At 66.1% G+C, this 26904-nt stretch carries 27 protein-coding genes and 2 tRNA genes; 17 read left to right on the top strand and 12 right to left on the bottom strand.

Annotated elements, in window-relative coordinates:
- The first annotated feature begins 80 nt into the window (after positions 1-80).
- Positions 81-1055 (top strand): aldo/keto reductase, encoded by a 975-nt coding sequence (locus LAQ58_RS03120; protein ID WP_224449169.1) that lies wholly within the window; start codon positions 81-83, stop codon positions 1053-1055.
- A 70-nt stretch (positions 1056-1125) separates the two neighbouring features.
- Positions 1126-1698 carry a DUF1684 domain-containing protein gene (locus LAQ58_RS03115; protein WP_224449168.1) on the top strand — a complete coding sequence of 191 codons (573 nt, stop codon included), beginning with the start codon at positions 1126-1128 and terminating at the stop codon, positions 1696-1698.
- Between the two features lie 77 nt (positions 1699-1775).
- Here LAQ58_RS03115 and LAQ58_RS03110 read toward each other — a convergent pair whose 3' ends face one another.
- A complete protein-coding gene (locus tag LAQ58_RS03110) occupies positions 1776-2495 on the bottom strand; it encodes a DUF4013 domain-containing protein (protein ID WP_224449167.1) in 720 nt (239 codons plus the stop codon).
- Between the two features lie 148 nt (positions 2496-2643).
- Between LAQ58_RS03110 and LAQ58_RS03105 the strand changes: the two genes are divergently transcribed.
- Complete coding sequence (locus LAQ58_RS03105) at positions 2644-2835, top strand: DUF8178 family membrane protein (RefSeq protein WP_224449166.1); 192 nt, start codon at positions 2644-2646, stop codon at positions 2833-2835.
- Positions 2836-2886: 51 nt separating this feature from the next.
- Here LAQ58_RS03105 and LAQ58_RS03100 read toward each other — a convergent pair whose 3' ends face one another.
- From LAQ58_RS03100 to LAQ58_RS03090, 3 genes are all read right to left on the bottom strand, one after another.
- Entirely contained in the window at positions 2887-3963 is a 1077-nt protein-coding gene (locus LAQ58_RS03100; RefSeq protein WP_224449165.1) for a lamin tail domain-containing protein, read from the bottom strand.
- A 48-nt stretch (positions 3964-4011) separates the two neighbouring features.
- Complete coding sequence (locus LAQ58_RS03095) at positions 4012-4296, bottom strand: hypothetical protein (protein ID WP_224449164.1); 285 nt, start codon at positions 4294-4296, stop codon at positions 4012-4014.
- 562 nt (positions 4297-4858) lie between these two features.
- Positions 4859-5007, bottom strand: a tRNA-Met gene (locus LAQ58_RS03090).
- 132 nt (positions 5008-5139) lie between these two features.
- Here LAQ58_RS03090 and LAQ58_RS03085 point away from each other — a divergent pair.
- Positions 5140-6324 (top strand): DUF7115 domain-containing protein, encoded by a 1185-nt coding sequence (locus LAQ58_RS03085; RefSeq protein ID WP_224449163.1) that lies wholly within the window; start codon positions 5140-5142, stop codon positions 6322-6324.
- A 45-nt stretch (positions 6325-6369) separates the two neighbouring features.
- On the opposite strand, the gene LAQ58_RS03080 is transcribed toward LAQ58_RS03085, so the two are convergent.
- Complete coding sequence (locus tag LAQ58_RS03080) at positions 6370-6789, bottom strand: DUF5830 family protein (protein ID WP_224450207.1); 420 nt, start codon at positions 6787-6789, stop codon at positions 6370-6372.
- 240 nt (positions 6790-7029) lie between these two features.
- Here LAQ58_RS03080 and LAQ58_RS03075 point away from each other — a divergent pair, with 240 nt between their 5' ends.
- Positions 7030-7677: a TVP38/TMEM64 family protein gene (locus LAQ58_RS03075; RefSeq protein WP_224449162.1), complete on the top strand. Its 648-nt coding sequence runs from the start codon at positions 7030-7032 to the stop codon at positions 7675-7677.
- Positions 7678-7802: 125 nt separating this feature from the next.
- Here the strand turns inward: LAQ58_RS03075 and gpmI are convergent, their stop codons facing one another.
- Complete coding sequence (gene gpmI / locus LAQ58_RS03070; RefSeq protein WP_224449161.1) at positions 7803-9329, bottom strand: 2,3-bisphosphoglycerate-independent phosphoglycerate mutase; 1527 nt, start codon at positions 9327-9329, stop codon at positions 7803-7805.
- A gap of 118 nt (positions 9330-9447) precedes the next feature.
- Here gpmI and LAQ58_RS03065 point away from each other — a divergent pair, with 118 nt between their 5' ends.
- The 4 genes from LAQ58_RS03065 (at position 9448) to LAQ58_RS03050 (ending at position 14330) form a co-directional block, all read left to right on the top strand.
- Positions 9448-11859: a hypothetical protein gene (locus LAQ58_RS03065; protein WP_224449160.1), complete on the top strand. Its 2412-nt coding sequence runs from the start codon at positions 9448-9450 to the stop codon at positions 11857-11859.
- A gap of 89 nt (positions 11860-11948) precedes the next feature.
- Positions 11949-12602 (top strand): DUF1405 domain-containing protein, encoded by a 654-nt coding sequence (locus LAQ58_RS03060; protein ID WP_224449159.1) that lies wholly within the window; start codon positions 11949-11951, stop codon positions 12600-12602.
- Positions 12603-12747: 145 nt separating this feature from the next.
- Complete coding sequence (locus tag LAQ58_RS03055) at positions 12748-13578, top strand: hypothetical protein (RefSeq protein ID WP_224449158.1); 831 nt, start codon at positions 12748-12750, stop codon at positions 13576-13578.
- Positions 13579-13673: 95 nt separating this feature from the next.
- The gene (locus LAQ58_RS03050; protein ID WP_224449157.1) at positions 13674-14330 is read left to right on the top strand and encodes an ArsR/SmtB family transcription factor; all 657 of its coding nucleotides are present in this window, start codon (positions 13674-13676) and stop codon (positions 14328-14330) included.
- Positions 14331-14357: 27 nt separating this feature from the next.
- On the opposite strand, the gene LAQ58_RS03045 is transcribed toward LAQ58_RS03050, so the two are convergent.
- Entirely contained in the window at positions 14358-14801 is a 444-nt protein-coding gene (locus LAQ58_RS03045) for a hypothetical protein (RefSeq protein ID WP_224449156.1), read from the bottom strand.
- Between the two features lie 155 nt (positions 14802-14956).
- On the opposite strand from LAQ58_RS03045, the gene gatD reads away from it, so the two are divergent.
- Both gatD and LAQ58_RS03035 read left to right on the top strand, forming a co-directional pair.
- Positions 14957-16204 carry a Glu-tRNA(Gln) amidotransferase subunit GatD gene (gene gatD / locus LAQ58_RS03040; protein WP_224449155.1) on the top strand — a complete coding sequence of 416 codons (1248 nt, stop codon included), beginning with the start codon at positions 14957-14959 and terminating at the stop codon, positions 16202-16204.
- Positions 16201-17136 (top strand): GNAT family N-acetyltransferase, encoded by a 936-nt coding sequence (locus tag LAQ58_RS03035; protein ID WP_224450206.1) that lies wholly within the window; start codon positions 16201-16203, stop codon positions 17134-17136. Before gatD ends, LAQ58_RS03035 begins: the two co-directional genes overlap by 4 nt.
- 77 nt (positions 17137-17213) lie before the next feature.
- Here LAQ58_RS03035 and LAQ58_RS03030 read toward each other — a convergent pair whose 3' ends face one another.
- The 3 genes from LAQ58_RS03030 to LAQ58_RS03020 all read right to left on the bottom strand — a co-directional run bounded on the left by LAQ58_RS03030 (position 17214) and on the right by LAQ58_RS03020 (position 20557).
- Positions 17214-19448, bottom strand: a complete 2235-nt coding sequence (locus tag LAQ58_RS03030; protein WP_224449154.1) for an amino acid permease — start codon at positions 19446-19448, stop codon at positions 17214-17216.
- Positions 19449-19592: 144 nt separating this feature from the next.
- Positions 19593-20054: a universal stress protein gene (locus LAQ58_RS03025; RefSeq protein WP_224449153.1), complete on the bottom strand. Its 462-nt coding sequence runs from the start codon at positions 20052-20054 to the stop codon at positions 19593-19595.
- Positions 20055-20149: 95 nt separating this feature from the next.
- Complete coding sequence (locus LAQ58_RS03020) at positions 20150-20557, bottom strand: DUF7975 family protein (protein WP_224449152.1); 408 nt, start codon at positions 20555-20557, stop codon at positions 20150-20152.
- 155 nt (positions 20558-20712) lie between these two features.
- On the opposite strand from LAQ58_RS03020, the gene LAQ58_RS03015 reads away from it, so the two are divergent.
- The 4 genes from LAQ58_RS03015 to LAQ58_RS03000 all read left to right on the top strand — a co-directional run bounded on the left by LAQ58_RS03015 (position 20713) and on the right by LAQ58_RS03000 (position 24023).
- On the top strand, positions 20713-21330 hold the full coding sequence (locus tag LAQ58_RS03015; RefSeq protein ID WP_224449151.1) for an adenylate kinase: 618 nt from the start codon (positions 20713-20715) through the stop codon (positions 21328-21330).
- 152 nt (positions 21331-21482) lie between these two features.
- Positions 21483-22421 (top strand): DUF106 domain-containing protein, encoded by a 939-nt coding sequence (locus LAQ58_RS03010; RefSeq protein ID WP_224449150.1) that lies wholly within the window; start codon positions 21483-21485, stop codon positions 22419-22421.
- 149 nt (positions 22422-22570) lie between these two features.
- On the top strand, positions 22571-23149 hold the full coding sequence (cmk, locus tag LAQ58_RS03005) for a (d)CMP kinase (RefSeq protein WP_224449149.1): 579 nt from the start codon (positions 22571-22573) through the stop codon (positions 23147-23149).
- 1 nt (position 23150) lies between these two features.
- Complete coding sequence (locus LAQ58_RS03000) at positions 23151-24023, top strand: RNA-guided pseudouridylation complex pseudouridine synthase subunit Cbf5 (RefSeq protein ID WP_224449148.1); 873 nt, start codon at positions 23151-23153, stop codon at positions 24021-24023.
- A gap of 7 nt (positions 24024-24030) precedes the next feature.
- On the opposite strand, the gene LAQ58_RS02995 is transcribed toward LAQ58_RS03000, so the two are convergent.
- Positions 24031-24558: an NUDIX hydrolase gene (locus LAQ58_RS02995; protein ID WP_224449147.1), complete on the bottom strand. Its 528-nt coding sequence runs from the start codon at positions 24556-24558 to the stop codon at positions 24031-24033.
- A 410-nt stretch (positions 24559-24968) separates the two neighbouring features.
- On the opposite strand from LAQ58_RS02995, the gene LAQ58_RS02990 reads away from it, so the two are divergent.
- Together LAQ58_RS02990 and LAQ58_RS02985 are read left to right on the top strand one after the other, a co-directional pair.
- Complete coding sequence (locus tag LAQ58_RS02990; RefSeq protein ID WP_224449146.1) at positions 24969-26048, top strand: succinylglutamate desuccinylase/aspartoacylase family protein; 1080 nt, start codon at positions 24969-24971, stop codon at positions 26046-26048.
- A 126-nt stretch (positions 26049-26174) separates the two neighbouring features.
- Positions 26175-26245: transfer RNA gene (locus tag LAQ58_RS02985), tRNA-Pro, on the top strand.
- 66 nt (positions 26246-26311) lie between these two features.
- Here LAQ58_RS02985 and LAQ58_RS02980 read toward each other — a convergent pair.
- On the bottom strand, positions 26312-26581 hold the full coding sequence (locus LAQ58_RS02980) for a hypothetical protein (RefSeq protein ID WP_224449145.1): 270 nt from the start codon (positions 26579-26581) through the stop codon (positions 26312-26314).
- Positions 26582-26904: the final 323 nt, after the last annotated feature.

The following is a 26904-nucleotide window of genomic DNA, read 5'->3' as shown; positions in this document are numbered from 1 at the left end:
CGGTTACGTTCGGTCCCATCCGAACGCGCGACTGCGGCCGAATCGGGGCGTTTTAACGCCCGCTCGTCGCACTGTTCTTCATGCCCCTCGACACGGTTTCGCTCGGTCGCACCGGGACGAAAGTGAGCGAACTCGCATTCGGCACGTGGCGTTTCGGCCGCGAAAACGACGACGGAGACCTCGAAGTCGGGCGCGACCGCGCCCACCGGTTGCTCGACGCCTACGCCGAGGCGGGCGGCAACTTCATCGACACCGCCGACATGTACGGCGAAGGTCGAAGCGAGGAGTACATCGGCGACTGGTTGGCCGACCGCGACCGCGAGGAGTTCGTCATCGCCTCGAAGATCTACTGGCCGACGCGCGAGGACCCCAACGGCCGCGGTCTGAACCGCAAACACCTTCGAAACAACGTCAACGAGATTCTCGAACGCCTCGGCACCGACTACGTCGACGTGCTCTACGTCCACCGCTGGGACGACGACACGCCCGCGCGGGAGTTCATGCGGACGCTCGACGAGTTCGTCCGCGACGGCAAAGTGAACTACCTCGGCGCGTCGACGCTCGAGCCGAACGCGTGGAAGATCGCGATGGCGAACGAACTCGCGGACAAGCGCGGCTACGAACCATTCTCGCTCTCGCAACCGCGGTACAACGTTGCGAACCGCGAGATCGAGGGGAACTACCTCGACATGTGCGACCACTACGACATCGGCGTCGTCCCGTGGTCGCCGCTCGCCGGCGGATTCCTCACGGGGAAATACGCTCGCGACGAGAAACCGCCGAAGGAGTCGCGGGCAGCCAACGACCAGCAGTTCGCCGACTCCTACCTGACGCCGGAGAACTTCGACGCGCTCGAAGCCGTCGAAGCCGTCGCCGAGGAAGTCGATGCGACGCACGCACAGGTGAGTCTCGCGTGGCTGATGCACCACGAACAGGTGACGGCGCCCATCGTCGGCGCGCGGACGACGAAGCAGTTGGAGGAGAACCTCGTCGCGGGCGACATCTCGCTCACCGACGCCCAGTTCCGGCGGCTCGCCGACGCGAAGTCCAACTGACGGCCGTCGCGACCCCGACGACCGCGGCGCGGTCCCAACCGATTTGTGTCGGCACCGGCAACCGACTACCATGAGCGAGAGCGAACCCGAGTCGGAACTCAACGCCGAGCAGTGGCGCGCGGAGGTCGAACGCCAGCGCGAACAGAAGAACGACTTCTTCGACGACCACCCGCAGTCGCCGATTCCGCCGGCGGAGCGGGAGTCGTTCGACGGGCTCGACTACTTCGACCCGGACCCCGAGTACCGCGTCGCGGCGACGGTGACGACCCACGACCGACCCGACCCCGTCGAGCTGGAGACGACGAACGGTCCGAACGTCCGCTACCTCCGCGTGGTGACGTTCGAGTTCGAAGCCAGCGCCGAGACGCAGACGCTCGCGGGCTACCGACAGGAGTCCGACGAGTCGAACTCGATTTTCGTCCCGTTCCGGGACAAGACGACGGGCCAGCAGACGTACCGCGGTGGCCGATACATGGAGTTCGAACCGAACCGGGAACTGGAGGACGGCGACGAAGTGGTTCTGGATTTCAACCTCGCGTACAGCCCCTTCTGCGCGTACAGCGAGACGTTCGCCTGCCCGCTCCCGCCCGAGGAGAACTGGCTCGACGTGGTGATTCCGGCGGGCGAGCGGTTCGAAGAATAAGTTGCGACGTTGAGAGCGTCGCTACGTGGAGAGAGTCGTCACGTGGAAAGCGTTGCCACGGAGTCGTTTCGAGGATACTACGTGACAGTTTCCGCGGCCGATGCGCCCGTACGGCGGTTCTCCTCGTCGAGTGCCGACGCGTAACCCCGGCCGTGGATTCGGGAGACGACGACGCCGACGTAGAAGCTGACCAACGGGGTTAGAAGCACTAGCGACCAGCCGATAACGGGTATCGCGGTGACGGCGCCGACGAGCGCGTTGATTCCGAGCGAGAGGACGAACGCGTACAGCCACTGGACTGCGTACCCCCGGTCGAACGCGACGCGTTTGACCCGTCCGAAGTCGAACCCCGCGCCGAGCGTCCCCTCGCGGGCGACGTTGAGCGTCCCGACGATGCCGAAGTAACCGAACGCGAGCGAGAGAAGCGTCGAGAGGAGCAGTCCGCCGACGATGCCGAGAACGCTCACGCCCATCGGCACGTTGCCGTCGGTCAACACCGGAATCAGCAGGAATGCCGACGTCAGTCCGAAGGCGAGCAACGGGACGAGCTGGTAGACCACGAGGACGACGGCCGCCTTCACGCCGTCGACGAACAGTGTCCCCCAGTCGGTGAGCGACGGGGGCGTCTCGTCGCCGCGCATGCTTCGGCGCGCGACGCGAAGGTAGTAGCCGAGGACGAAAAACAGCGGGATGAGAACAACCCCAGCGAGACTCAACACGCCGCCGACGAGGAGCGTCTTCACCCAGTCGTCAGCGTTCATCGGATAGCGGAGGTCGGCTTCGAGAGCTATGCTCATCGGTCCATCACGTCGGTTGCAGGCCGGCGGGATAATCGTTCCCCTCAGACGTAGAAACGTCGGAAACACCGGAAACGCCGAACGGAGGCGTGAGGGACCGACGGAACGAAAACGAAATTCATTATGTGCGTGACGAGAGAGTTGACGTATGGACGTAACACGCAATGGTACTCTCGGCCTCGGGATGATGGTCGCCGGAACGCTCGGCTTCGTGCCGACCGCACTCCCCTCGTCGACGTTCGCCGGCGTCGTCGGCGGCATCATCCTCGTCGTCGCGGCCGCACTGCTCACGGCCGGAACGTACCTCATCGGCACCGACGTGACCGGTCGGGCCGTCTAAGAGCGACTCCACCGTTTTTCCGCGACTCCGAACGGCGGAAGCCGTCGGTACTCAGTACGACCGCCGAGCGACGACCACCCCGGCGTCGTCGCGGACGACTACCTCGTCGCCGTCGTTGTTCCAGACCGGGCCGCTCGCCTCCCAGTAGAGTGTCTCGTCGGTGTTCACGCCGTCGCTGGTCCGGAGCGTCACCGTCTCGCCCGGGCCGAGCACGAATCCGTCGGGGAATCGGTACTCCTTGCCTGCCTCGTCCGTCACCGTCCACCCCGTCAGGTCGAGCGCCTCGTCGCCGGCGTTCCGGAAGACGACGTACTCGTCGTCGAGGTTCTGCCGGTCGTCGCCCGCCGCATCCTCGTGTATCTCGGCGACGACGAGTAGCGAGTCGCCGGAAGCGTCGGTACCACTGGAGTCCTCGCCGTCGGCAGTCTCCGACGAACCGCCGTCGGTCTCCGCGGGTGGACCACCGTCGTCGGTGGCGCACTCCCACAGCCCGCGTTGTACGCGCTGGGCGCTCGATTCGGCGTCGTAGTAGCGCTCGCGGGCGGTGAACTGGCTGTCGTAGACGCGGGCGTACCCTTCGGCGACGAGACCGTAGTTGAGGTCGACGCCGTCGACGACCACGTAGACGAGGAGGCGGTCGTAGTAGCCGCGTCGCGGTTCGTTCGCGTCGAACCGGAGCGTCACCTCGCGGTCGAGAAGCGCCTCCGTCGCGTAGTCGCTGGCGCGCTCGCCGTGGTCGTTCAGGCAGGCCCGACCGGCCGCAGTGTCGGGAACGCCTTCGAAATCAGCGGGGTCGCTCTCGCCGTACGTCTCGGGCGTGTCGACGCCGAGGAGGCGCGCGGTGTCGCGGGTGCCGTTCGGGTACGCGATTTTTATCGTATCGCCGTCAACGACGTCGACGACCGTCGCGGTTCGGTTCGGTCCCTTGCCGGGCAGCGGAACGTCGTCGGGGTCGGGAACGTCGCCAGAACTGGCGGCCTCGCCGCCGGTCGGTCCGGCCGGCGACTCCGATGGCGACGGAACGGACGGGGCGCCGACACAGCCCGAAGCGACGAGGACGAAACTCACTGCGAAGACGAGCAGTTGTCGGCGGAGCGAGGTCACGGCGGGGGTACGGAGCGGTTTCATATCACTCTCCCGCCCGGGAAGGCCGCGGGGTCCCACCGGGTCCGATTCTCACGAGAGCCGACTGTACCAGAATCGAAGCCACTCCGAGAGCGGTCCGCGCGTCCCCTCAACGTGGACGCGGACGGTACCGTCGAATCGCCACCGCGCGATTTCGGCGCCCGGTTCCATCCGCAGCGGAACGTCGATCTCCAGTTGTTCGAACCGGCATTCGAGGGTCTCCTGTCTATCGATTTCGGCGTCGATGACGTCCTCTATGATGTCGAACCACGTCTGCCCGGCCGCCGGGCGACGCGCAGGCGTTTGCTCGGCGTCCGTCGCGGTGTTCGAACCCATGAAGTACAGATACCCCGTACCGAGGCTTGTAACTTCGCCCGGAGAACGGGGCGGTCGACGCGAGCGCTGGTTCAGAGAGCGAGCAGAGAGACGACTCCCTAAAAAAAAAACCGCCAGATTTCTCCGGTCGAGCGAACGGTGTTCTCTCGAGGGCGGGGAAACGACGGGCTGACGTCGATTAGCGACCCCCAAAACGCGTTTAACAGGTAGTTCGACGAAACGCCGACGGCAGTATGCACATCGAAACTATGGGGGTAACGTCCCTACGAAGTATCAGAGTCGCCGTCGCGGCGCGGGTCCCCGCGCCCATCCGACGGCGCTCGTGGTGGCCTCGAACGGTCGCCATGGTGTGTCAGAGTCCGGGTTGTGTCACCCGGTCGTTTTGTGCAAGTGGGGGAACGGCTTCGTACGCCGTCTGCGCCTTTTTGTCGTACCCTGCCGAGGAGAGCGAGCGGCTCCTCGGCCCGCACGTCGACAGCGAATCCGGTTACGCTCGGCCGTCTCGATCGTCGTGACGACGTCGAGACGGAACTCGGAGGGAGCGCGACAGTGAATCACAGAATGCCCGGGGTGGGCTCCGAACCCACGATCTCCGCATATCCCAGGTTAGAGGCTCGGCAGGCCCCAAGGGGCGGAGGCTTCCAAGGCGATACCGCACCGAATCTCAGAACCCTATGAGTGCGGCGCTATGTCCAGCTAAGCCACCCGGGCTCGGTTTCACCTTGTCCGATGAGACTCTTGAAGCTTCCCATCTCGGTCCGGCGTGCGGCGGTTTCACACCGGGAGTTCCTGTTCGCCGTCGCACCCCCTGAATTTATCACGTGTGGCCGGGACACCCCTGCCATGAGTCTGCCGGAACTCGTCCAGACCGAACTGGGCGACGAACCAGTCGCTGCCCGGGTGAGCCTCGGCGGCGAGGACGGACTGTTCGTCACGCCGACGCGGACGCTCATCTACCGCTCGGAGGGACTGCTCTCCGACGAGTCCGTCGAACAGTACCCGCACAACGCCGAACGCATCTCCATCTCCGAGGGCGGTCGCACGTCGCGAAAGGCGAAAGTGACCCTCAACTACGGTCTCGACGGCGAGCGGTCGTTCGCGATTCCGTCAAAGCGCCTCCAGGACGCGCTACACCCCGTGCTCGCCGGAATTCTCAACGCCGCCGGAATCACCGACCCCGGCGAGACGGTGAAACAGACGTTCCGGTTCAGCGAACTCACGCTCGTCGTCACGAGCGACCGGGTCGTCAAACACATCGGCGCGCCCGTCTGGGACGAGGAGTTCGAGGAGTTCCACTACGACGACGTGACCGACCTCACGTTCGAGGACGGGAGCGTCGCCACCTCCGTCGTGCTCGCGCTCGGGACTCGCCAAGAGCGGTTCAAAGCGCCCAACGACGATGCGCGCGCCGTCCGCGAGACGCTGACCGACGCGCTCTGTACGTACCACGACGTGCCGACGCTCGACGCCTTCCGGAAGGCGAAGGCCCGAGAGTCCGAGACCGAACCGGCCGAGGATCGAAAGAACGTCTCCTTCGGTGATGGACCCGCGCCGTTGAAAGCCAACCCCTCGGAGTTGAGCGAGAAACCGAAGAACGCGACGCGGGCGGACGACCCGGTGGACCTTGACGACGGTAGCGTCGGCGTCGCAGACGGCGTCGCCGAGGCGACGGCGGAATCGCAGTCGGCCGCGCCGGCGAAGTCGACGGCGTCGACCGAGTCGGCGTCGACAGAGTCGGCGGAGACGACGACGTTCGAGGGGTCCGGTTTCGAATCGGCGAGCGACGAAACGACCGATACCGCCGAGGCAGCAACGCCAGCGCCAGCGTCGGCGGAAGCGAAGGCAACGGCGGCGACGAACGCCACGGCGGGCGCGTCGGCGACCGACGCCCGCGACGCCGACGGATTCGAAGAGCTGCAGGCGCAGATGGCGACGCTGACCAAGGCGGTCGAACGGCAGAACGAAGAACTACAGCGGCAAGCCGAACTGATTGAACGGCTCGTCGAAGAGCTCAGCCGCGGTCGGTAGCGAGGTCGGCTCGGAACGCCGACTGGTGGCCTCTCGCCCGCGTTCTCACTCACGCCCGGTGACTTTTCTGATGCACGACGAGCCGAACGGTCCGAGTTCTCCCGCCTCGAAGCGGATGAAGTAGCCCGTCGAAATCGTCGCCCGGCAGCGTCGGCAGTCGAACTCTCCCTCGCGCGTGACGACTTGACTCTCGAAACGAACGAACGTTCCACCTCGCCGCGTCAGAATCTTCGCCCCGTCGCGTTCGAGGATGCCGCGCTTCTCGGCCTCGTCGAGAATCTCGCGCGTCGTCGCCGGGTCCGTCGTCACCGTCTCGATGCGGTCGATAACCGCCGGGAGTTCCAACTCGTCGTGCTCGAGGTGCGCGAGCAACTCGAGAGCGAGTTCGATGCGCTCGCTTCGGGTGGCGGCGAGACCGTCTCCCGCATCCGCCGATCCGCCAGGCGCGTCGCCGTCGTCGGGCACGTCACCGGATTCCGGCGCGTGCGAGTTAACCGTTATCGTGTCGCGGTCGACGATGTCGACGACCGTCCCGCGTGCCCGTTCGGGACGCATTCGTCACTTCGTCTTCGCTTTGGAGCGCGTGCGTCACAGCGAGACAATCAACCGAGCCATAAGGAGTATGACCGCGGGCGGTGAAGCCGGCGTATGAACTGCGACGCGCACGCATCGTCTGCCGGAGCGAACACGGAGCGGTGTTGTTGAGTGTCGCGCCGAGCGTTTCTCGTCTCCACCGGCGCGGTGATCGCCCTCACGGCACTCGCCGCGTGGTTCGTCTCGCCCGAGACGCTGTTCGAGCGCCTCCGGTGGCTCGCGGCCGACCCGGTTCGGTTCGTCACCGTGCTGACGCTCGTCGCGCTCGTCCGACCGCTTCTGGCGTGGCCGACGACGCTTCTGGCCGTCGTCGTCGGCTACACGCACGGTCTCGTCTGGACGCCAATCGCACTTGCGCTCGTCGTCGTGAGCAGCGTCCCGCCGTACTTCTTCGGGCGTCACGTTCGCGGCGACAGCGGCCGGTTCGCGGCCGCAGGCGAACGGTTCGTCGACACGACCGGCAACGTCCGGAGCGTCGCCGCTAGCCGCCTCTTTCCGGCCCCGTCGGACATCGTCTCCGTCGGCGCGGGCATTGCCGACGTCCGACTCCGCTCGTATCTGCTCGGAACCGCACTCGGCGAAATCCCGTGGGTCGTCGGCGGCGTGTTCGTCGGCGGGTCGCTGGGCGCGTTGACGGCCGACTCGCTCACCGGACTGTTCGACGTTCGTCTCGTCGTCGCCGCGGCGGTCGTCAGCCTGTTACTGCTCGCGGGTCCGCTGTACCGCTACGCGTCGGAGCAGAACGTTAGGTTGCGATAATCGTCGCCCCGGACTTTATACCGGAGAAGGCGGCCAGACCCCGCGTGCGCTGAGAGCGGCCGTGAACCGGACGAGGCGGGTGTGCGACGACCCGGTCGCGGAGAAACGTATCCGTCGCCTGTTCGCTACAACCTACCCGACTCTAACAGCGACTCGCCCGTCATCTCCGGCGGTTGGTCGACACCGATGAGCGACAGCAGCGTCGGCGCGAGGTCGCAGAGCGACCCGCCGTCTCGAATCCGTTTGCCGCCGTCGTCGCCCGCCGGTGAGAGGTAGACGAGCGGAACCGGATTGTAGGTGTGCGCCGTGTGCGGCGCGCTCGGCGTCCCCATGTCGTCGGCGTTGCCGTGGTCGGCAGTGACGAGCGCGTGGCCACCGGCGGCGAGGACGCCGTCGAGGAGGCGGCCGAGCTGTTCGTCGACGGCTTCGACGGCTTCGACGGCGGCGGCGAAGTCGCCGGTGTGGCCGACCATGTCGGGGTTCGCGTAGTTGAGTACGAGCACGTCGGGGTCGTCGGACTCGATTATCGACAGCGCGGTGTCGGTCACCTCCTCGGCGCTCATCGCGGGCGTCGCGTCGTACGTCGGCACGTCGGGACTCTGGACGATGCGCCGAATTTCGCCGCCGAACTCCACCTCCCGACCGCCGTTGAGGAAGTAAGTGACGTGGGCGTACTTCTCGGACTCCGCGAGCCGTAGCTGCGTGAGACCGTTGCCCGCGAGCACCTCGCCGAGCGTGTTCCGCGGTTGCTCCGGCGGGAACGCTACCGGGAACTCGAACGTCTTGTCGTACTGGGTCATCGTCGCCAGGTGAATCGCCGGCGGCGTCGTCTCGAACGGCCACTCCGGGCGAACGTCGCCGAGCATCCGGACGAGTTGACGTGCGCGATCCGAGCGGAAGTTGAAGAAGAACACCGCATCGCCGTCTTCGAGCGCCGGACCGCCGCCGACGAGCGTCGGTTCGACGAACTCGTCGGTATCGCCGCGCTCGTATGACTGTTCGGCCGCTTCGACCGCCGTCGGCGCTACGCCGTCGGCCTCGCGGTTCACGATGGCGTCGTAGGCGCGCTTCGTCCGCTCCCAGTTCCGGTCGCGGTCCATCGCGTAGTAGCGCCCCGAGACCGTCGCCACGTCGCCGGTTCCGCAGTCTGCGACGACGGACTCCAGCGACGCGAGGTAGTCCGCGCCGCCCTTGGGGGCGGTGTCCCGACCGTCGGTGAACGCGTGGGTCACCGCGTCGACGCCGCGGTCAGCCGCCGCCTCGATGAGCGCGTACAGATGTTCCTGGTCGGAGTGGACGCCGCCGTTGCTGACGAGGCCCATGAAGTGGACGCGACCGCCGTGTTCCTCGGCGTAGTCGAACGCCTCGGTGATGACAGTGTTCTCGTAGAACGTTCCGTCGTCGACGCTGTCGTTGATTCGGGTGAACGCCTGTTTCACCACCCGGCCGGCGCCGATGTTGAGGTGGCCGACCTCGCTGTTGCCCATCTGTCCGTCGGGCAGTCCGACGCGCCGACCGCTCACGTCGAGCGTGCCGTACGCGCCGCTCTCCCGAAACCGGTCAAAATTCGGCGTCGCCGCGGCTTTCACGGCATCTCTCCGGTCGTGGTTGCCGAGTCCCCAGCCGTCGAGAACGACGAGTGCAGCCTGCATACGCACAGGTTCGCCGCCGACGCTAACTAGCCTTTGCATCCGGACGGTCCGCCGGCCAGTCTCCAGTGACCAACAAAGTCATAACGAGCGGTCTGAAAGGCCGACCGAATCGAGGGCTATGTCCGACGACGAACGTACCGACGACGACGCAGGTGAGGAACGGGCGACGAGTAACGACAGGCGAACGCGCTCGGACGCTGAGGGACGAACGGATACCGACGACCGGACGGACGCTGACGAGCGGGCACGCACCGACGAGCGAGAAAGCGCCGAGAGGCAGGCGGGCGGCGACCGAGCGATAGCCGACGAAGCGGTCGAAGACGGTGGCGTCGAGAGACGCGACCTGCTCAAACTCGGTGCGCTCACACTAGCCGTCGGCGGCGGAACCGCCGTCGGGGCGATGCTCTCGGCGGACCAGGACAGAGAAGGGTTAGGCCCGACGGAGTCGCCGCCGACCGCGTCGTCGAAAGAGTCGACCGCCGAATCCGAACATCGCGCGCTCGCAGAGCAGTTCGCGCCGGATCTGTACTTCGACGTCCGAGAGCTGTGGTATCCGACCGACCCGCGGCGGTACATCAGCGAGCGCGGCGGCGAAACCGTCGTCGACGGATTCGACGCTCTCGACGGCTACACGAAAGACCGCCGCGAGGCCGAGGCGCCGCCGGCGCCGACGGTGTTCTACAACGTCGTCGACTACCGGGATTCCTCGCTGTCGGTCGTCCAGTACTGGCTGTACTCCGCGTTCGACCAGTTCACGACCAACTTCCACTGGCACGACTGGGAGCTGTTTCAGGTGTTCGTCAACGGCGACACCGGCGACCCAGTCCTGTACACCGGGAGCGCCCACTCCAAATCCGTCCCGAACAACGAGTTCGTCGACCCCGAGGCCGACCGGCCGAGCGTCCTCTCGGAAGTTGGCTCCCACGCGAGCGCACTCGGCGTCAACGGGCGCCCGCGGACGTTTCAACGACTCGCGGGCGACGGGTTCATCGCCGACATCACGAACGAGGCGGTCGAGATCGGCGACCGGACCGTCCGCGTTCCGGCGGCGTACGGACTCCCCCGCGACGAGGGGCTTCGGATTCCGTACATCGTTCCGGAACTCGACGGCGCGCCGCTGTACGACCACGAGAGACTCCCGAACGTCTCCGCCGACGACCTGCTGTCCGGGTCGCTGGTCGTCCGCAACTTCGCCGAGTTGGCGAACCCGCCGGAGGATATCCCGCTGCGGGAGACCGGTCTCTCCTTCGGGTTCGACGCGGCGACCCGCGACGTGGAGGTCGAGTACGACCTCGTCTCCGCCGAGGACCTCCGCCACATCGACGGGTTCACCGGTCCGCAGCTGCGTTTCGAGTTCACCGTCCCGAAGTTCGTCGAGGATAGCTTCGCCCACCACCTCACTGCGACGACGGCTCCGCGGGAACAGCCGCGCTTTTCGGACCCGGTGGTCGACGTCACCGACCCCCAACACCGGGCAACGCTCGCCGAGCGCTACGGCGGCGTCGACTCCGACGAGACCGAGAATCGCGTCGTCGGCGTCGTCCGGGAGTTGACGACGCGGCCGTCGGCGGCCGAGGGCGAGACGAGCGGCGACGAGTCGACGGCGGACGACGAACCACCGACGGACGACGAGTTGACACCGACTAACGACGGAACGGTGACAACCGACGAAGAATCGACGCCGGCCGGTGACGGAGCACCGACGCCACCCTCGCTCCACGAATCGAACGTCGAGAGCGTCGCGCTCCTCGAAAGCGAGAACCCGACGGCCGTTCCGACGTGGAACGGCGTCGTCTCGTTCACGGGCGTCACCCGCGAGTCGCACCGACTCACCGTCAACGGGGCCGGGCGCGCGCCCTACGCCGAGACGTTCGAGTTCGACGGCGGGACGTACACCGCCGGCGTCGACGGCGTCGTCACCGTCGTCCCGAACGAGGAGGCGGTGAAAGTCCGCGCGGACGCCTCTCAGCAGTCGGGCATCACCAACGTCCGGTTCGAGGAGGACGTCGCCGGGCCGGTGTACGACGGGAGGCCCGACGGCGACGACCGCTTCGGCATCTACGTCAACCGCCACGGCACGTACACGGCAGAGGTCACCGACCGCGAGGGATCAGTCGGTGTGTTTCGCGTGACGCCGGGAACGAACGGGGCCTCCGGAGACGAACCGCTCACCATCGACGCTCCGGAGACGGGCAAGCGCTCGTTCGTCACGTTTCTGCAGTCGCTCTTAGACGAGATTCTGACGGGCGTTCGAGACGCCGTGGACGAACTCGGCCCGTTGCGGGAGCTTCTGCTAGCGCTCCTGCGACACGCCCGGCGACTCGTCGACGAAGCGCTCGAACTCGTCGACCGCGACGACATCGAGGAGGCGGGTGAGGAACTCGGTGTGCTCGCCGACGTGCTGAGGGTCACGGGGGAGAGCCTCGACGCGCTCGGGTGGGCACTCTCGGGGACGGCGGAGACGCGCCTCCGCAACCAGTTGGAGCAGGCGAGACGGCGCGCCGAGCAGGCCGTCGAGGTACCGGCCTGACGCAAGACACAGACGCTCCCACCGCAAGGCTTCGGGTCACCGTCGGCGTCTCGACAACTTTTACCGCGCACCGCCCATTCATCCGACGAATGGCGGGTGTGCGCCTCATCCCCGACCGATACGTCGAGTACTATCTCGGCAACGCCCCAAGTCTCGTCTGGTTGCTCGTCGTCAACGCGACGGCGTTTCTCGTCGGCGTGCGCTATTACGTCGAGACGATGCCCGCGGTATCGACGTTTCTGTGGCCGCTGTACGGCGATTCACCGACCGCACTGGCGCTAGGAACGCTCTCTCTGGCGACGCTGCTCCCTAACCTCGGCCGAGATATCGACGACGCGCCGCTGAACCGCCCGCTCGTCTACCTCCACACGCTGTCGTTCGTCTGGCTGGTGAAGTTCGGTCTCTGGACGTTCGTCGCGTTGAACCTCCGTCCCGACCTCTACTTCGGGTTTGGACTCTCGTCGCTGTGGAGTTACTGGGGCATCCTCCTCACACACCTCGGATTCGTCGTCGAGGCGGTGCTCATCGCCCGTATCGGGGCGACGACGCGGGGAGCGCTCGCGTTCGCGCTCGCGTTGGCGTTCGCGAACGACGCGTTCGATTACCTGTTCGGCTACCATCCGCCGCTTCGGTACGAACCGGGCGCGGGACTCGTCGTCGCTAGCGTGGCGATTTCGGTCGTCTCCGTCGCTCTCGCGGCTCGTTTCTTCGACAGGTTCCACGAGCCGACGGTCCGGAAGTAAGAGGAGATTACTGCCCAATTACACCGTCGCAGGCCAAGTCAGACTCTCGCTCGCTGATTCGAAACACACTGAACAGAACGAACCCGGAGTGAACGAAACGAACGGATATTCGTGTTTATGGGCGTACGCCCGGTAACGGAATTCGATGAAAGCCGTCTACGCCCTCCTCGTCACGGTGCTCGTCGTCGTCGCGACCGCTCCCGCTGCCGCGTCGGTCTCGACCGCCTCGTCAGCCTCGACCGCCGAGTCGACAGAACAGATCGAACCGGACGGCGAGAGCGAACTCGGCGACAACGTGACAGCGTTCGTCCAATCGACGACCGCAGAGACCCAAGGCGTCGTCGCAAACGAGAAGTGGGAAGCCGAGTTCGAGCGAAGCGGCGATCAGCGGGCCGTCGAACGACGAATCGACCGACTCGAAGCCGAACTCGTCGAACTGCGCGACCGCCGCGAGGCGCTGGCTGCGGCGGCCGAAAACGGGAGTATCCCCGAACCGATCTACTACGGTCGCCTCGGCCAACTGGACGGTGAACTGAGCGCCTTGGCCACCTCCATCGACGCGACCGAAGCGGCGGCCGACCGGGTCGGCGCGAACGCCAGTCGACTGTCGACGCTCCGCGCCGAAACGAGAGAGACCCACGCCAGCATCGCCGGACCGGGAGAGACGGTCGGACCGTCCGAACAGGCGCCGAATCGGGCCAACGGGACGGGCAACACCGACGGCACATCCGAGAGTCGGCAGTTGGTGGACACCGCTGTCGGGACGGCGGTTGACGGCCCCGAAACGCCGACTGACGACTCCGAGGCGCTCGGTCACGGCGCCGAAGACGGAGGAGACGCCGAAGACGCTACCAGAACGGAACGAAACGACGAGCAGAGACGGTCGCCAGGCGGCGAAACATCGCCCGTCGACTCGACAGCGCGCGTCGACGGAGAAGCGCTCGGGAAAGAAGACGTTCGGAGTCTCGATTCGTAACGACGGCGAACCGAGGAATCGACCGGAGCGGACGACGACGAGCGGAGGAAACAACGGTAGTCAGCCTTTTCAGTTCTCCCGGCTTATCTGTCGGCATGGACTCTGCGGTACTTCTGGATCTCCTCGGCAACGAGAACCGGCGACGCATCCTTCGCCTGCTCTCGCACAAGCCCTGCTACGTCACGGAGATATCCGAGTACCTCGGCGTCAGCCCCAAGGCCGTTATCGACCACCTGCGGAAACTCGAGGAGGCGGGTCTCGTCGAGAGCCGAACCGACGACCAGCGGCGGAAGTACTTCCACATCGCCCAGAACGTCCGCCTGGAGGTGAACGTCTCGCCGTACGGGTTCGGTACGAAAAGCGCGTATCCAGCGAGTCCGACCCTCGAACTGACCGGTCGCTGTTCGCATCTCAGCATCGACGCCGAACCCCGGCAGAACGGCGACGATCTCGAATCGCTAGCGCGGGAGTTCGGCCGCCTCGAAACCATCGAGAACGAGCTTTCGCTCGCGCAGCGCTGGGTTCACGGCCGGATGACCGACGTGCTCGACAGGCTGAACGAGCGCATCGGAACCGACGCCGACAGCCGATTCCACGCGAAGGTGCTCGCGGCTGTCGCCGGCGGTGCGACGAGCACGCTCGCCGTCGCCAAGGAGGTCGGCGCGCCCCCAGAGGTCGTCGAGCAGGTGCTGGACGCGCTGTCCGAGCGCGGCTTGCTCGCCCAGCGGAACGACAAGTGGACAGTTCAGTGAGCGCGGCGGCGAACGCGTCGTCGCGGCCTATATCTCCCGCGTGACGCCGTCGCGGAGGTCGCGCCCGAAGTAGTGGCCGACGAGCGTGACGAACGCGCCGACGGCAGCACCGACGCTGCCGAGCTCGACGCCGTGCTCCGAGAGGACGTTCACGGCGACGGGAAGAAACGCCCCGAGCGTCGAGAGCACGACGCTGAACACGCCGACGAGCGCCCCGGCGAGCGCGACTTCCACGTACCGCGGTCGCTCGGCGACGAGACCGACGACGAACGCGGCGGCGAACAGCCCGAGCGCGCGAAGCAGGAGGTTGACGCCGGGTATCGACCCGACGACGGGGACGAGACCGCCGAGGAACACGCCGACGAGCGAGAGCGCGAGCGCGAGAAGGAACGCTTTCGGCGCGAACAGTCGGCCGAGTCGGCTGGACGAGTCGCCGCTGTCGGAGGGGGACGGATTCGTGTGCGAGGACATACCGAGTGCTCGGTCCGCATCCGGTATCACTTTTGTGTTCGTTCTGATGAGCTGCGAGCGAAAGTCGGCGCCGCGTCGGTTCGGGTGCAGTCGATCGACGCGGGAGTCGTCCGCGAACGAGTGGATTCAAGTCCGCCGCGAGGGTATCCGCGATTATGAACGCAGGCGACCGCATCCGCGTCGAGCGCGGGGGCGTCACGAACGAGGGCGTGCTGATGCCGTCGACGACGGCCGACCACCTCGTCGTCAAACTCGACGGGGGGTACAACGTCGGTATCGAACGCGACGATGCCGAGGTCGAAGTACTCGAAAGCGGCGTCTACGACGTGGAGGACGCCCAGTCCAACGAGGGCGACAGCTCCGAGATCGAGTTCGACGACGACCTCCCGACGGTTTCGCTCATCTCCACCGGCGGCACCATCGCCTCCACCGTCGACTACCGCACCGGCGCGGTGACCGCGCAGTTCGACGCCGAGGACGTGCTCCGCGCGGTGCCGGACCTCGCGGGTCGGGCGAACTACCGCGGCCGCGTCGTCGCCAATATCCTCTCCGAAAACATGACACCCGAGGTCTGGCAGAAACTTGCGCGGGCGGTCCACGAGGAGATAGACGCGGGCGCGGACGGTGTCGTCGTCATGCACGGCACCGACACGATGCAGTTTTCGGCCTCGGCGCTGTCGTTCATGCTCGACACGCCGGTTCCAATCGTCTTCACCGGCAGCCAGCGCTCGGCGGACCGCCCCTCCTCGGACAACGTGATGAACGCGGTCTGCGCGGTTGAAGCGGCGAAGAGCGACTGCGCTGAAGTGCTCGTCTGCATGCACGCCACCGAGAGTGACGACGTCTGCGCGCTCCACCGCGGCACGCGCGTGCGCAAGAACCACACCTCGCGCCGCGACGCCTTCGAGACGGTCGGGGCGAAGCCGCTCGGCGTGGTCGACTACGAGAGCGAGGAAGTGACGTTCCGCCGCGAACACGCCGAACGCGGCGGGGTCGAACCCGACATCTCCCCCGACATCGACGGCGGGGTCGAACTCCTGAAGTTCACGCCCGGGATGGACCCCGCGGCGTTCGACTACCTCGACGGGAAATCCGGCGTGGTAATCGAGGGGACCGGTCTCGGCCACGTTCACACCGACCTCATTCCTCGTGTCCGTGAACTCGTCGACGAGGGGACGGTCGTCGCGATGACCAGCCAGTGCATCTCGGGTCGCGTCTGCGACCGCGTCTACGACACCGGCCGCGACCTGCTCGACGCCGGCGTCGTCGAGGCGGGCGATACGCTCCCCGGCACGGCGAAGGTGAAGCTGATGTGGGCGCTCGCGAACCTCGGCGATCCCGCCGACGCGATGGGACGGAACCTCGTCGGCGAACTGCAGGAGGAGTCCCGGCCGTGGACCTGACGGTCCGACAGGCACGACCCGAAGATTACGACGCGGTTGCGGCGTTCACGAGCGAGACGTGGGCAGAGCGCGGCGGGTCGGACTACATCCCGCGCATCTACCACGACTGGATCACGGGCGACAGCGAGCGCCAGCGGACGTTCGTTCTCGACGCCGAGGGCGACGCCGAGAGCCCGTCGGAGGAACTCGCGGGCATCTGTCAGGGCGTACTGCTCTCGGAGTACGAGGCGTGGGCGCAGGGGATGCGTGTCAACCCCGACTACCGAGGGCGGGGCGCGTCGATGCGCCTGTCGAAGGCACTGTTTGCGTGGGCGAAAGAGCGCGGCGCGACCGTCGCCCGGAACATGGTGTTTTCGTGGAACGTGGCGGGACTGGGCCAGTCGCGCGCGACCGGCTTTGCGCCCTGCGCCGAGTTCCGCTGGGGGATGCCGACGCCGGACGCCGACGCCGAACCCGCCCTCGCCGTCACGGCCGACGCCGACGCCGCGTGGTCGTTCTGGACCGGAAGCGACGCGCGCACGGACCTGAAGGGACTCACGCTCGACGCCGAGGAATCGTGGGCGGTGTCGGAACTCACCCGCGAGCGACTCCGAACAGCGGCCGACGACGACCGCCTGTTCGTCGTGAGCGAGGGCGGGACGCGCGGGTTCACGTTCCGGAACCGGACGTACGACCGACCGAACGACGAAGGCAGTTCAGAAAGATGGGCCGAGTACGCCGTCGGCGCGTGGGTGGATTCGGAGGCAGCGCGGGCACTGTATCGGGCGGTCGCCTGCGACGCTGCGAGCGTCGACGCCGAGAAGGTGCGTGTCCTGATTCCGGAGGGCGTACGCTGGGTGAGCGACACGGCGTACGCCCGCGTCGGCGTCTCCGACGAACCGGACTTCGTGATGGCGGCGGACCTGACGGACCCCGCCGTGGTCGACGACTGACGCGGCGGAGACGACGACCGACGAACCGCCGAGCGCAGAATAACGAGAACAGAAAGCGCGGTCATTCTTCGCTACGGTTAGCTGTTTCCGAACAGCCGTTCGCGCAGACTGCGCGTCCGCTTTTTCTCCGCGAGCAACACCGAGCAGTTCACCTCGTCGACGACGTTCAACACGAGGCTATCGGTGAACAACCGCGAGAGCAGGCCGCGCTCCGTCGCGCCGACGACGAGCATCGTCGCGTCCGCGGCGTGCTTGCCGATGGCCGCTTCGACGTCGCCCGCCTCGACGACCAGTTCGGCGTCTTCGAGACCGTGATCGGCCGCCCACTCTTCGAGGAACGCCCGTCCATCGGTCTCGTCGTCGGCGACGTGCAGGAGCGTCACCGTCGACACGTACTCCGTGCGAAGTAGTCTGGCGACGGCTGCCGAGAGGTCCGAATCCGGGCCGCCCGCCGTCGGCACGAGGATGCGCGACGCGTCGAAACCGCGGTCCCGGAGGACGAGGAAGTCGCAGGGAAGCGACCTCGCGAGTTCGTCGATCGCGCTCTCGGCGCGCCCCGGCGACCCGTGGGCGTCGGGTCCCCAGCCCATGACGGTCACGTCGGCGTCGTACGTTCGCGCGGCGTCGAACACCTCCTCGAACGTCCGGTGCGAGAGGATGGTGTGTGTCTCGACGGGGACGCCCAGTGTCTCGGCGTCGTCGCGGGCGCGTTCGAGAATGCGGTGGGCTGCGTCGTAGTCGCCTTGCCGCCGAGCGGCCTCCAGCGAGGTCTGGTCGGGAACCTGCTGGATGTTGACGGCGACGACGGTGCCGTTCTCCTGTTTGGCGATGGCGCTGGCGAGCGTGATGAGGTCGGTCTGGTGTTTGGGGTTCGCGAGCGGGACCATGACGCGGTAGTCGCCGCCGTCGGGTTTGACCGTGCTGGCAGCTGAGACGGCCGCGTCGGGCATTTCCTCCGAACGTGAGAGGATGTACCGACTGAGTAGCCCGCCCGTCTCGACTTTCTCACGCGCGTAGACGAAGTACCACACCACTGCGCCCAAGACGAACACCGCCGACAGCGCGATCTCGATGTCGTCCATGAACGCGACGAGTCCGAGTGACAGCAGCGCCCCTGCGATGGGCGTCACCGGGTAGAACGGCACGCGGAACTCCGGGTCGTAATCGACGGCGTCGGACTCGCGGAAGACGATGAGTGCGGCGTTCATCAGCGCGTAAACGATGAGGTGCAGTACGCTCGCCGCCTTCGCCAACACCGCAAGGTCCTGGCCCAAAGCCGAGATAAAGACGATGATGATGAGTCCGGTCACCAGAATCGAGCGGTACGGCGTCGCGAACCTCGGGTGAATCTTGTTGAGCCAGTTCGTGACGATTTTTTCGCGACCCATCGCGAAGTTGATGCGCGCAGACGCGAGAATCGAGGCGTTCGCCGATGACGCCGTCGCCAACAGCGCGCCGAGCGTCATCACCGTCGCCGCGGCGCCGGCGATACCAGCCGGGAACGCGACTTCGGCAGCTTGCGCGACCGGCGCATCCTGGCTCAAGTCGGTCCACGGGACGACGCCGAGCATCACCGTCACCAGGATGGCGTAGACGACGGTGACGAGCGCGACGCTGCCGATGATGGCGATAGGGAGATTACGGCCAGGGTTTTTGAGTTCCTCGGCGACGGTCGCGATTTTCGCGTAGCCGAGAAAGGAGACGAACACTAACGCGGTTCCCGGAAGGATGGCCCCGAAGCCGAAGGGGGCGAGACCGTCCTCGCCGGCGAGCGTCGCGTAGTCGAAGGAGCTCCACCCCGCAACGGCGAAGACGCCGAGAATCGCCAACAGAATGAGCACGATGACGGTCTGGACGCCGCCGGTCTCCTTCGCGCCGATGTAGTTGACGCCGACGAAGACAAACCCAGCGAGCAGCGCGCCCACCTGTATCGGCGAGAGAAACAGGACGCCGGGGAGGCCGACGAGTTCGGCGAGATACTGGCCGAAGCCGATACAGTAGAACGCGGAAGCGAACGCGAGGCCGACCCAGTCGCCGAGACCGGCGATAGACCCGAAAAGCGGGCCGAGCGCGCGGTTGACGTAGTAGTAGCCGCCGCCGGCTTTCGGCATCGCCGTGCCGAGTTCCGACACCGACAGCGCGTTCACCATCGCGATGAGACCGCCAACGACGAAGGAGACGACGACGATGGGACCCGCTTCCTGGGCGGCAACGCCCGGGAGGACGAAGATACCCGCGCCGATCATCGTCCCGATACCGATAGTCATCGCCGACAACAACCCGAGGTCCTTGGCTAACTCCTCGTCAGCCATCTTAGAACCACTCGGATAATACTTGCGGCGATGCTGTTCTCAGGAAAGACATGGCGAGTAGGTGGTTCTCGATCTGTTTAAATAGTTTGGAATGTCGTTCCCGCTTGGTTTTTAGGGACTGTCACGGTGTCGTGTTTCTCACAGCTACCGCCCCGGCTTAGGGTCGGGGAGCGAGACTACCGGTCGGTCCGCGTTCTCAACAAGCGACAGAGCCACATTCCCGGTCAGCCATTGAACTACTTTGCTGCCGCCGCGCGGGGTGAACACGACCGCGGACGCGTCTTCGTCGCTGGCGACGTCGAGGATGGTGTCCGCGATGTCCGTCCCGTAAGCGATACGTGTGGTCACGTCGACGCCGGCCTCGTCGGCCAGTTCGCGGACGACCGAGAACGCCTCGGCGGCGACTTCTTCGCGCTGTTCGACGGACGCTTTGTCCGGCGCGCCGCCGGCCTTCTCGACGACGTGGAGGGCCAGCAGCTCCCCGCCGACCGCCGCGATTCGAGGCAGTACGGCCCCCGCCGTCGTTTCGGCGTCGTCGACGCTGGCTACGGGGACGACCGGGCGGGCGAAAAGTGACGTGTTCCGGGACAAGTTGGACTCGCTCATAGCCGAGCGTACGAAGGAGAGTCGTATATGTTTCAGCATTCGAGTAGAGACGGACAGAAAGAAGGCATTCGGCGATCTGCAGACGACGAAGAATCTCAGACGGCGACGACCCACGCGCGGTAGTCCTCGCCATAGCCGTACACCTCGCGGATGGTCCGCTCGAAGAAGTCCGCGAGGCGGTTCGGGTCCGCGCGGGCGGTGATTCGGACGTTCGTCCCCTCAGCCTCCTCGGGTTGCTCCAGTTCGTCGATGCGGAACTCGGGGTAGTCGCCGACGAGCGTCTTCAGCCGGTCGAGTTCGGCGTCGGTGCAGTCGACGTTCACCGTCTGCTGGAAGAACTGCACCCACGGCGGCGTAGGGTCCGCGGTCTCGTCGAGTTCGGGTTCCTCGGCGGCGTCGACCTGAATCGTGAGAAAGTCGCTGGCGCGGGTTCGGTGCGCGGAGACGGCGTCGGCGAACAGCTTTCGGCGCTCAGACGGGTCGTCCGCGTCGAATCGGGTCATACGCGGACTGACGCGACCGAGCGGCAAAAATCCGGGCGATTCCGCGCTCCGTCGACGAGAATGGAGACGAGTTCGGGTGGTAAACTGCGCTTTCCGTTGGGGTGGTATCGGCGGCTATCTTCAGTTCTTTATCCCCGGAGGGAGATGGGGCAGATATGAGCGACAAGAAGGTGCTGTTACTCGGTGCCCCGGGCGCTGGCAAAGGAACGCAGAGCAAGCGACTCGCCGAGGAGTTCTCCCTCGAACACGTGACGACCGGCGATGCGCTCCGGGCGAACAAGGACATGGAGACCGAGTACGGCACGCCGCGGGAGTACATGGACGCGGGCGAACTCGTCCCCGACGGACTGGTCAACGAGATCGTCGAGGAGGCGCTCTCGAGCGCATCGGGGTTCGTCCTCGACGGCTATCCCCGGAACCTCTCGCAGGCGGAGTATCTCGACGAAATCACGAACCTCGACGCCGTCATCTACCTCGACGTGAGCGAGGACGAACTCGTCCGGCGCCTCACCGGCCGCCGCCTCGACCCCGAGACGGGCGACATCTACCACGTCGAATTCGACATGCCCGACGACGACGAGATCGCCGACCGTCTCGTCCAGCGCGACGACGACACCGAAGACGTGGTCCGCGAGCGCCTCCGCGTCTACGAGGAGAACACGGCCGAGGTCATCCAGTACTACCGCGACACCGGCGACCTCGTCGAAATCGACGGCGAGCAGACGCCCGACGAAGTGTTCGAGGACGTCACCGCCGCCGTCGACGACGCGTAGACGCCGGAGAGAACGGAACGCCGCACGAACGGCAGAAGACGGTTCGACCGACCGAGACGGCCCACGCCGCCGTCGTCGACGACCGCGATTCGAGCTTTCGACCGCGGAACGATACTAAAAGCTTCTTAACCGATGGTAGCCAATCTCCGGCAATGGCAAGAGTCGAATCGCGGGTTCGTTTGCTCGTCTCCGAGAACTCGGAGATGGAGCGGGCGATAGAGGTCGTCTTAGAGCGCGCCGACGCCGACGACGAGGTTCGGTGGGTCGACGTGCGCGACGACCTCTCGAGCGGCCAGTGGGGCCGCCTCATCGAGCAAGGTATCCTCATCGACGGCGACGAGGGGTTCCGCATCCAGGACCCCGACGCCGTTCGCGCAGGTCTCAACGGCAGCGCCGACTCGTCGGCGTCCTCGTCCTCGGCGTCTTCGTCGTCCGCATCGACGAGCGACGGTGACGAAATCGAGACGACGAAGTGGTCGAAGTGGGACAAAGGGGCGGCGGTCGTCACCGTCGGATTGTTCCTCGGCTACTCGGTCGCGGAGGTGCGTAACGTCGTCGGCGGGGCGTTCGACGTCTTCCTCGGACCGTTGGCCGAGATACTCCCCTTCTACGCCGTCGTGATGGTGCTCGCGATGGGCACCGGTCTCTACTCCACGATTTTGCAGGCGAACCTGATGGACATGGACAAGATGGGCCAGTACCAGTCGCGCATGAAGGACCTCCAGGACCGGCGCAAAGAGGCCCAGGAGAACGACGACGACGAGGCGCTGCAGGCGATTCAGGAGGAGCAGATGGAGGCAATGGGCGAGCAGATGGGGATGTTCAAAGAGCAGTTCCGCCCCATGGTGTGGATCATGTTCCTCACCATCCCGGTGTTCCTCTGGATGTACTGGGCGATCGGCATCGGCGGCAGCCCCGAACACGTGACGCTCGAGAACATCGTCATCCCGCTGGCCGGAGAGGTGTCGTGGAAGGAGGGCGTCGTCGGACCGATACAGACGTGGATCGTCTGGTACTTCCTCTGTTCGATGGCGTTCTCCCAGATCATCCGCAAAGGGCTGAACATCAGTACGACGCCGACCACGTCGTAACCGTTCGGCGTCCCGCTTTCGACTTTCAGTACCGGAACCGATCACCGAGCGACCGCTGCGATCGAATCGGCCCGCGAGCGACTGTGCGACGCGCTCGCGGTGTCGTCGCCAACGACAACACCTTTCAATTTCTCCTGCCGAGAGGGAGTATGTTGCTAACCGTCTCCGGCCCGCCGGGCAGTGGCAAGAGCACCACGGCGGTCGGACTCGCCGAGGCGTTCGGCTACGAACACATCTCCGGCGGCGACATCTTCCGCACGCTCGCCGAGGAGCGCGGGCTGTCGCCCGTCGAGTTCAACGAGCTCGCCGAGGAGGACGACCAGATAGACCGCGACCTGGACCGCCGCCTTTACGATATCGCCACCGAACGCGACGGGGTCGTCCTCGAATCCCGGCTCGCCGGGTGGCTGGCGGGCGACCACGCCGACTTCCGCATCTGGCTCGACGCGCCGCTATCGGTCCGCGCCGAGCGCATCGCCGACCGCGAGGAGAAATCCGTCGAAACCGCGCGAGCGGAGACCGAACGCCGCGAGGCCAGCGAGGCCAAGCGCTACATGGCGTACTACGACATCCCCATCGACGACCTCTCTATCTACGACCTCGTGCTCAACACCGCCCGCTGGGGACCGGAACCCGTCCTCGACACGCTCGTCGCCGCCGTCGAGGCGTACGACGCCGACGCCGACGAGGGAAAGTATCCGGTGACCGGCGTCCGCTACGAGTTCTGAGATGACGATGCGTGGCCCACCCGACGACCGCTCGGTCGACGAACTGCTCGAGTTCGGCGTCGTCAACCTCGATAAACCGCCCGGCCCCTCGGCCCACCAGGTCTCGGGCTGGGTCCGCGACCTCGCGGGCGTCGAGCGCGCCGCCCACGCCGGGACGCTCGACCCGAAGGTGACCGGCTGTCTCCCCATCCTCACCGGCGACGCGACGCGCCTCGCGCAGGTATTTCTCGAAGGATCGAAGGAGTACGTCTCGGTGCTCGAACTGCACAAACCCGCGCCGAGCGACCTCGAATCCGTCGTCGCCGAGTTCGAGGGCGAACTGTACCAGAAACCGCCGCGCAAGAGCGCTGTCTCGCGCCGCCTGCGCATGCGCGAGATATACAAGCTAGAAGTGCTCGAAGTGACAGAACGACAGGCGTTGCTCCGGATTCGCTGCGAGAGCGGGACCTACATCAGAAAGCTCTGTCACGACATCGGTCTGGCGCTCGGCACGGGCGCGCACATGGGTCACCTCCGCCGGACGGCGACCGACCCATTCGACGACACCGACCTTGCGAATCTGCACAACCTCGCCGACGCGCTGGCGTTCGCTGAAGAGGGCGACGAGTCGTTCCTCCGCGAGACCGTCGCGCCCGCCGAGCGAGCGCTCGACCATCTTCCGTCCGTCGTCATCGCCGACAGCGCTGCCGAACAGGTTGCCACCGGGGCACCCGTCTACGCGCCGGGCGTCCTCGACGCCGACGACGGCATCGAGCGTGACGAACTGCTCGCCTGCTACACGCCCGACGGGGCGGCGGTCTGTCTCGGACGGCTCGTCGGCGACCCCGACGCCGAACGGGGAACCGTCGTCGCGCTCGAACGCGTGCTCGTCTGAATCGTAATCACAGGAGACCTTCGTACCGCGAGAGAAGCAGCGGCAGCAGCGTCCAGTCGGTCACCGGTTGCCTCCGGGCCTCGTCGAGCGCGTCGTCGACCGGGAGCCGTCGAACCCGGGTGAACTCGTCGGCGTCTGTCTCTTTATCGCCAGGCGTGAGACCGGACGCGAAGACGATGCCGCGGCGTTTGCGGAGCCACGCGACGGGGTAACTCGTCTCCAGCAGTCGGAGCGAGTCGGCGCAGTAACCGGTCTCCTCACGGAGTTCCCGGGCGGCCGCCTCGGTGAGCGACTCCTCGCCTTCGACCGCTCCGACGGGACAGGAGAGCACCGTCTCGCCGAGCCGCGGTCGGTACTCCTCGACGAGGACGATTTTCGCCTCGTGTTCGGCGACGACACAGACCGAATCTCGGCTGTCTATCCAGAGTTGGCCCTCGATCTCGCCGTCAGGTCGGCGGAGGCGATCGTAGCCGACGCGGGCGTCGTCGCTCCCGACGGAGACCGTGCGAAGGAGGGACCACTCGTCCGAAGTCATCGAATGACGGTCGCCTCGTCGGCGTATAGTTAACCGGACCCTGACACCCGTCGGTACCGGACGGCACGGACACCGCGGCGAATCAGTGTGATGCTGCCGGTGACTCCGGGTTCCAGTGACTGGCTACCCGCCGGCAGCACGCCGAGAGAGTTTGGGACAGATGGTATTACTTTGGGTTTCGGAGATCGACATCGTACATTCGGGAAAAAGACCACAATTGCGACCGATCCCAGCACAGATTTGCAGTTATTGGACACTTTCATAGGGCTAGCCGCTGGTTCGCGCCGGGGAGGTGCTCGAAACAGGTTGGTCGACCGCTCCCGCGACGCGCGTCGAAGTAGGTGGTGCAGCGCCCCCGTCGCTTCTGCCGACGGACGCAGCCTTTTGTCGATACCGAGAGACGGGGCGCTATGAACGTCGGAACGGCCGAAGCGCGACCCGGAGAACTGACCCGTGGGTGGATGAACGCGACCGGACTGCCGACCGGCGGCGACGAGCGATTGCCAGTCGTCGTCGCCCGCGGCGAGAGCGACGGCCCGACGCTGTGGCTCACCGGGGGCGTCCACGGGGATGAGGCGACGGGCGTCGCCGTCGCGCACGACGCGATGCGCGAGGAACTTCCCCGGTTACTCTCGGGAACTGTCGTCTGCGTTCCGCTGGTCAACCCCGCCGGATTGCGTCGTAATGCTCGAACGTCGTACTACGCTGACGACGACCCGAACCGCTACTTCCCGGACCCCGAGAGCGACTCCACCCGACCGCCGAAGACGCAGGAGCGAATCGACCAACTGCTGTACGACGCGCTCGTCGACTCCGCGGACGCGCTCGTCGACCTGCACACCGCGCAGGTCGGGTCGGTTCCGTTCTCCATCCGCGATCGCGTGCTGTACGGCGAGAGACGGACGAAGGCCGAAGCCGAGTCGTTGGCCGACGAACTCGCCGGACTGGTCGACGCGTTCGGCCTGCCGGTTCTCACCGAATACCCCGCCGAGGAGTATCTCGACCAGGGGTTGCACCGCTCGACGGCGGGCGCGGCGCTGAACGCCGCCGGAGTTCCAGCGTTCACCGCGGAGTTAGGGGGACACAGCGTCGTCGAGGAGGACGTCCGCGCGGCGGGCGTCGCGGGCGTCTACGGCGTCCTCCGCGAACTCGGGATGGTAGAGGAGTTCCCCGACGGCGTCGACGAACTGGGAATCGGCGTCCCGCCCGCCCCGGTCGAGTATCCGGTCCGGCGCGCCGTCCACCCGCGGACGGAGACGGCCGGAGTAGTCCGCCACCGCGTCGACGCCGGGGACGTCGTCTCGGCGGGCGACGTCGTCGCCGACATCGTGACGCCGCACGGTGACCGGGTGGACACCGTCGAATCAGCGCACGACGGCTACGTTATCGGGCGATACGAAGGGTTAGCCGTCTACGAAGGCGACGCGGTGACGAGCATGGCCGTTCGCGACGACGACGAACTCGTGGTCCCGCGCGAGAGCGACGACTGAGGCGTAACGGTGGAGCGCGAAGCGCGTCGTCCGTCGCGTGTGAGACGCTACCGCGTCGCTGTCGGGCGATTTTCGCTGCCTCCGAAACGAAGGTATTAAACGAGGGTCGCCCGTTAGCCCAGATGCGGGACCGTAGGGTAGTGGTATCCTCTGCCGATGGGGTCGGTAGGACCTGAGTTCGAATCTCGGCGGTCCCACTTTTCCGACGACAACGTCGCGAGCATCGCGTAGCGACGAGACGGTGTTTCACGAGCAGAACTGGGTCAGATCCGACCGCGCAGGAGAAGCCGCAGGTCCGCAGCCAAACAGAGAACGCCGACGACGACGCCGAGAAGACCGAACCCCGACAGTTGCTCGTAGGTCGCGAGCACGTAGAGACCGCCGAGCGCGACGAAGACGTAGAGGCCGCGGAGGAACCAGCGCCAACCGATGTCGAGTGCGCCGGCGACGACGGCGAAGACGCCACTCAGAAGCTCTCCAACCAGCGACCCGAGCGCGTCGAAGAGTTCGTCAAAGAGTTCGTCGAAAATCATGCTAGATTTCACTGTGTCGAGTTCTGTCAGTTGAACGTTCCGGTCGGTTCCCGGCGGTTGCCCGCCGCATCTCTCCGTTCGGACGGTCGCCACCGCCGAGTGTGTCGACTGCCAACGCCGCGTTTCGACCGCTCTGTGGGCAAAATCCGGCGGTTATCTCCCCGCTAATCGACGGACGGGTCGGCGACGTGGCCGAGCGTCCAGTCGGAACCGGTAGGATTTTCAGAATGAAATTCTTAGGGACAGTATAAATTGAAGAACAGTCACTATTTCTTATCTATTTTCGCGTACCGAGCAAAATACCTATGAGACTGGGCGCCGGA

It is taken from the genome of Haloprofundus salilacus, from assembly GCF_020150815.1.
GTDB lineage: Archaea > Halobacteriota > Halobacteria > Halobacteriales > Haloferacaceae > Haloprofundus > Haloprofundus salilacus.
This window is presented reverse-complemented; position numbering and strand designations above follow the sequence as displayed.

What these genes read in the sequence shown, in the direction of transcription:
- LAQ58_RS03120 (WP_224449169.1), top strand. Translation starts at nt 81, where the DNA reads ATGCCCCTCGACACGGTTTCGCTCGGTCGCACCGGGACGAAAGTGAGC.
- LAQ58_RS03115 (WP_224449168.1), top strand. Translation starts at nt 1,126, where the DNA reads ATGAGCGAGAGCGAACCCGAGTCGGAACTCAACGCCGAGCAGTGGCGC.
- LAQ58_RS03110 (WP_224449167.1), bottom strand. Translation starts at nt 2,495, where the DNA reads ATGAGCATAGCTCTCGAAGCCGACCTCCGCTATCCGATGAACGCTGAC.
- LAQ58_RS03105 (WP_224449166.1), top strand. Translation starts at nt 2,644, where the DNA reads ATGGACGTAACACGCAATGGTACTCTCGGCCTCGGGATGATGGTCGCC.
- LAQ58_RS03100 (WP_224449165.1), bottom strand. Translation starts at nt 3,963, where the DNA reads ATGAAACCGCTCCGTACCCCCGCCGTGACCTCGCTCCGCCGACAACTG.
- LAQ58_RS03095 (WP_224449164.1), bottom strand. Translation starts at nt 4,296, where the DNA reads ATGGGTTCGAACACCGCGACGGACGCCGAGCAAACGCCTGCGCGTCGC.
- LAQ58_RS03085 (WP_224449163.1), top strand. Translation starts at nt 5,140, where the DNA reads ATGAGTCTGCCGGAACTCGTCCAGACCGAACTGGGCGACGAACCAGTC.
- gpmI (WP_224449161.1), bottom strand. Translation starts at nt 9,329, where the DNA reads ATGCAGGCTGCACTCGTCGTTCTCGACGGCTGGGGACTCGGCAACCAC.
- LAQ58_RS03065 (WP_224449160.1), top strand. Translation starts at nt 9,448, where the DNA reads ATGTCCGACGACGAACGTACCGACGACGACGCAGGTGAGGAACGGGCG.
- LAQ58_RS03060 (WP_224449159.1), top strand. Translation starts at nt 11,949, where the DNA reads ATGGCGGGTGTGCGCCTCATCCCCGACCGATACGTCGAGTACTATCTC.
- LAQ58_RS03055 (WP_224449158.1), top strand. Translation starts at nt 12,748, where the DNA reads ATGAAAGCCGTCTACGCCCTCCTCGTCACGGTGCTCGTCGTCGTCGCG.
- LAQ58_RS03050 (WP_224449157.1), top strand. Translation starts at nt 13,674, where the DNA reads ATGGACTCTGCGGTACTTCTGGATCTCCTCGGCAACGAGAACCGGCGA.
- LAQ58_RS03045 (WP_224449156.1), bottom strand. Translation starts at nt 14,801, where the DNA reads ATGTCCTCGCACACGAATCCGTCCCCCTCCGACAGCGGCGACTCGTCC.
- gatD (WP_224449155.1), top strand. Translation starts at nt 14,957, where the DNA reads ATGAACGCAGGCGACCGCATCCGCGTCGAGCGCGGGGGCGTCACGAAC.
- LAQ58_RS03030 (WP_224449154.1), bottom strand. Translation starts at nt 19,448, where the DNA reads ATGGCTGACGAGGAGTTAGCCAAGGACCTCGGGTTGTTGTCGGCGATG.
- LAQ58_RS03025 (WP_224449153.1), bottom strand. Translation starts at nt 20,054, where the DNA reads ATGAGCGAGTCCAACTTGTCCCGGAACACGTCACTTTTCGCCCGCCCG.
- LAQ58_RS03020 (WP_224449152.1), bottom strand. Translation starts at nt 20,557, where the DNA reads ATGACCCGATTCGACGCGGACGACCCGTCTGAGCGCCGAAAGCTGTTC.
- LAQ58_RS03015 (WP_224449151.1), top strand. Translation starts at nt 20,713, where the DNA reads ATGAGCGACAAGAAGGTGCTGTTACTCGGTGCCCCGGGCGCTGGCAAA.
- LAQ58_RS03010 (WP_224449150.1), top strand. Translation starts at nt 21,483, where the DNA reads ATGGCAAGAGTCGAATCGCGGGTTCGTTTGCTCGTCTCCGAGAACTCG.
- cmk (WP_224449149.1), top strand. Translation starts at nt 22,571, where the DNA reads ATGTTGCTAACCGTCTCCGGCCCGCCGGGCAGTGGCAAGAGCACCACG.
- LAQ58_RS03000 (WP_224449148.1), top strand. Translation starts at nt 23,151, where the DNA reads ATGACGATGCGTGGCCCACCCGACGACCGCTCGGTCGACGAACTGCTC.
- LAQ58_RS02995 (WP_224449147.1), bottom strand. Translation starts at nt 24,558, where the DNA reads ATGACTTCGGACGAGTGGTCCCTCCTTCGCACGGTCTCCGTCGGGAGC.
- LAQ58_RS02990 (WP_224449146.1), top strand. Translation starts at nt 24,969, where the DNA reads ATGAACGTCGGAACGGCCGAAGCGCGACCCGGAGAACTGACCCGTGGG.
- LAQ58_RS02980 (WP_224449145.1), bottom strand. Translation starts at nt 26,581, where the DNA reads ATGATTTTCGACGAACTCTTTGACGAACTCTTCGACGCGCTCGGGTCG.